The following is a 3,698-nucleotide window of genomic DNA, read 5'->3' as shown; positions in this document are numbered from 1 at the left end:
CATAGGCCGCTTGCACAATGGCCGAAAGGTCGGGGCGGTGGGTATGGGGTTGCAGCATGGCGGCGTTTTTGTTGCCCATGGCAAATTCGACGCAGCGGTATTGCCAGCTCTGAAAGCCGCTGGACTGTGCCAGATATGGGCGAATGGCGCTGTATTCGGGCGGCGTCATGGTGGCCAGCACGTCCCAGGCATGGACCAACTGTTCCATGATGCGGCTCACTCGGGCCAGCTTTTTGAAGGCATCGGGCAATTGGTCGTGGGCAATGCTGGTGATGGCGGCGTTCAGCTCGTGCAGCATGAGCTTCATCCACAGCTCGCTGGTCTGGTGCTGCACGATGAACAGCATCTCGTTGTGGTCGGGCGAGAGCGGTTTTTGGGCGTTCAGGATGGCGTCGAGCTGCAGGTAATCGCCGTAGCTCATGCGCCCGTCAAAGTCGAGCTGGGCGTGCTCTTCTTGCACGATGCGTTCGCCCGCTGCGATGGACTCTGCGGGCTGGGTGGCCTGGCCCGGGGCTGGGCTGTTGGATGTGCTGTTGAAGGGACAGGAACTCATGACAAGCCTTTCAGGTGACAGCGTTCTTTTGCGCAAAGCGGGCGTCTTGCCATTCGCCACTTTGCATGACCTGGCAAAGCTGCTCTGCTGCCCGCCACACGTCGGCATAGCCCACATAGAGCGGCGTGAAACCAAAGCGCAGGATGTCTGGGTGTTGCTCGCCATCGCCCGCACGGAAGTCGCCGATCACGCCGCGTTCGATCAGGGCCTGCACGATGGCGTAAGCGCCTGTTGTGCGTGTCAGGCTGACTTGCGAGCCGCGATGGTCTTCTGGCGTGGGCGTGGCGATACCAAAGCCGTGACCGTGTAAGCGCGTGCGCACCAGCTGCATGAACAGGCCAGTCAGGGCCAGCGACTTTTGGCGCAGTGCAGCCATGCCACCCAGTGCATCCGCGCTCAAAAAAGCGTCCAGGCCGCAGTCGAGGGCTGTGAGGCTCAGTATGGGTTGCGTGCCACATTGGTAACGCGCGATGCCCTTGGCGGGTTGGTAGTCGGGCGTGAAGGCAAACGGTGCGGCATGTCCCCACCAGCCGGCCAGGGGTTGCCAGAACCGGTCAGTATGTTGCGGGTGGACCCACACAAAGGCCGGCGCGCCGGGGCCACCGTTCAGGTACTTGTAGCCACAGCCCACAGCAAAGTCGGCACTGGAACCGTTCAGGTCCAGCGGCACAGCCCCCGCGCTGTGTGCCAGGTCCCACACCGTGAGGATGCCGTGTGCATGCGCCTGCGTCGTCAAGGCCTGCATGTCGTGCATGGCACCCGTGCGGTAGTTGACGTGCGTGAGCATTAACACGGCCACATCGGCTTGCAAGGCCGCAGGAATGTCGGCGGCCGCTACCAGTTGCAAAGTGAAACCGCGCTCTTTGCACAAAGCCTCGGCGATGTACAGGTCCGTGGGGAAGTTGCTGCGCTCGCTGACGATTTTGGTTTTGTGGGGGTGGTCAGCAGCAGCGATCTGCAGCGCCGCAGCCAGTACTTTGAACAGGTTGATCGAGGTGCTGTCAGCGGCCACCACTTCACCGGGCTGCGCGCCAATGAGCCGTGCAATCTTGTCACCCACGCGTTGGGGCAGGCTGAACCAGCCTGCGGTGTTCCAGCTCTTGATCAGGTCTTGCCCCCATTCGTGGGTGACGGCATGGGCCACACGGGCTGGCGCAGTTTTGGGCATGACGCCCAACGAATTGCCATCCAAGTAAATCACGCCGTGCGGCAAGTCAAATTGGTCGCGCAGGCTGCGCAGCGGGTCTTGTTGGTCCAGCAGTTCGCAGTCTTGCAAAGTGGGTGTGAGGTTCATCATCAGCTTGTCTTTCAAGAGGCGTTCAAAGTTCGCGCAAGACCGCTCGCACCGGGCTGGCGTCGGCAGTCATCAGTTTCAGGGGCAGGGCGATCAATTCGTAATCGCCCTCGGGGACGTCGTCCAGCAGCAGGTTTTCCAGCACGCGCAGGCCGCGCTGCCTGATCAGTTGGTGGCTGGGCAATGTCTTGCTGTCCGCGGGGTCGATGCTGGCGCTGTCGATCCCGATCAGTTTCACGCCCAGGTCGGCCAGGTGCTGCACGGTGTCGGGGTGGAAGGCGGTCAGTTGCCGGTCGAACTGCTCAAGAGGAAAACGCCGGTACGTGCGCACCAGCAAGCGTTCAGGCAGATGGCCCAATGCGTGTGCCAGATGCTGGGTCAAAACCAAAGGGCCTGCATCCAACGCATGGATGACCCGGCAATGGCCGAGAAAAGGTGTCAGGTCCAATGCACCCACGGCAAGCCCTTGCGGGTCGTAATGCAGCGGCGCATCGGCATGCGCGCCAACATGCGGCGACAGGGTGATGGCGCTCACGTTGACTGGGCAGTCGGCCGATAGCGTGGCTGCCCATTGCTGACGGTAAGATGTATCACCTGGAAAGACCGGGCTGGCCGCATCGACGGGTGGGGAAATGTCCCAAATTTTTTTCATGGTGTGCGAAGGTAGCACCGGCTAAAAACCCGTGGTGTCGGTTATTTCCAACACCTGTAAAAAAGACTTCAGAGGTTCAGTACGGGCAGGCCGTGTTTGCGCCTGGCCTGTTCACAGGCGGGACTGCCTTCCTCAAACTCGCGGCAGGGTGATGGCCGCCATTCGTAAATCCCGCAAATGGCCTGTTCGCCGGTTTTGCCATACAGCGCGGCGCAGCGGGGTGGGCTGTGGTCGGTGCCGCGCATGCGGCAGGTGTGCTCGGTGATGCTGTCTGCCAAACCAGCAGGAACCGCACCCCCGCCCTCTTCGGTTTCGAACACTGAAAAGTCCACCCGAAAACTGGCGCAGCAAGCGCCGCACGTGGTGCAGGCGGTCATGGCTTGCCAGGTCAGGCCGTGTCAGTGTTTCACGCGGCCCAACAACAGGAACTCCATGAGTGCTTTTTGCACATGGAGGCGGTTCTCGGCTTCGTCCCAGACCACCGATTGCGGGCCGTCGATGACTTCGGCGCTGACTTCTTCGCCCCGGTGGGCGGGCAGGCAGTGCATGAACAGCGCATCCGGCTTGGCCACTTGCATCATGGCTTCGTCAACGCACCAGTCGGCAAAGGCTTTCTTGCGGGCCTCGTTTTCAGCTTCGTAGCCCATGCTGGTCCACACGTCGGTGGTGACCAGGTCGGCGCCTCGGCAAGCGTCTTCGGGGTCTTTGAAGATTTTGTAGCTGTCGGCGCTGCGCAAACCGGCCACGGCCTGGTCCACCTCATAGCCGCTGGGCGTGCTCAGGTGCACCGTAAAACCGAGCAACTCGGCCGCCTGTAGCCAGGTGTTGGCCATGTTGTTACCGTCACCCACCCAGGCCACCACTTTGCCTTTGAGGTAAGCCGGGTCCGGCTTGCCTTGGGCGTCCAGACCCCGGTGCTCCAGCAGGGTGAACAGGTCGGCCAAGATTTGGCAGGGGTGAAATTCGTTGGTCAGGCCGTTGATGACGGGCACACGCGAGTGCGAGGCAAAGCGCTCGATCTTGTCTTGACCGTAGGTGCGGATCATCACCAGATCGGTCATGCGGCTGATGACGCGGGCGCTGTCTTCGATGGGCTCGGAACGGCCCAGTTGGCTGTCGCCCGTGGTCAGGTGCACCACCGAGCCACCCAACTGGTACATGCCTGCCTCAAAGCTGACGCGGGTACGGGTGCTGGCTTT

5 protein-coding genes are annotated in these 3,698 nt (G+C 61.7%); all 5 read right to left on the bottom strand.

The window, feature by feature from the left end; translation table 11 throughout:
• On the bottom strand, positions 1-553 hold a 553-nt coding region (locus tag ACIQ3A_RS14295), incomplete at its 3' end, for a tryptophan 2,3-dioxygenase (RefSeq protein WP_396432393.1).
• A gap of 10 nt (positions 554-563) precedes the next feature.
• Positions 564-1,850, bottom strand: a complete 1,287-nt coding sequence (kynU, locus tag ACIQ3A_RS14290; protein WP_396432394.1) for a kynureninase — start codon at positions 1,848-1,850, stop codon at positions 564-566.
• Between the two features lie 22 nt (positions 1,851-1,872).
• Positions 1,873-2,499 (bottom strand): arylformamidase, encoded by a 627-nt coding sequence (gene kynB / locus ACIQ3A_RS14285; RefSeq protein ID WP_396432392.1) that lies wholly within the window; start codon positions 2,497-2,499, stop codon positions 1,873-1,875.
• A 68-nt stretch (positions 2,500-2,567) separates the two neighbouring features.
• Positions 2,568-2,876 (bottom strand): YkgJ family cysteine cluster protein, encoded by a 309-nt coding sequence (locus ACIQ3A_RS14280; RefSeq protein ID WP_396432391.1) that lies wholly within the window; start codon positions 2,874-2,876, stop codon positions 2,568-2,570.
• Positions 2,877-2,897: 21 nt separating this feature from the next.
• The coding region (argF, locus tag ACIQ3A_RS14275) for an ornithine carbamoyltransferase (RefSeq protein ID WP_396432390.1) at positions 2,898-3,698 on the bottom strand (801 nt) is incomplete at its 5' end.

Source organism: Limnohabitans sp., assembly GCF_044361985.1.
Taxonomy (GTDB): Bacteria; Pseudomonadota; Gammaproteobacteria; order Burkholderiales; family Burkholderiaceae_C; genus Limnohabitans_A.
The sequence above is the reverse complement of the archived record's forward strand: the minus strand, read 5'-3'. Positions and strand labels throughout refer to the sequence as shown.

Coding starts and splice junctions, on each gene's coding strand:
- kynU (WP_396432394.1), bottom strand. CDS start 1,850: ATGATGAACCTCACACCCACTTTGCAAGACTGCGAACTGCTGGACCAA.
- kynB (WP_396432392.1), bottom strand. CDS start 2,499: ATGAAAAAAATTTGGGACATTTCCCCACCCGTCGATGCGGCCAGCCCG.
- ACIQ3A_RS14280 (WP_396432391.1), bottom strand. CDS start 2,876: ATGACCGCCTGCACCACGTGCGGCGCTTGCTGCGCCAGTTTTCGGGTG.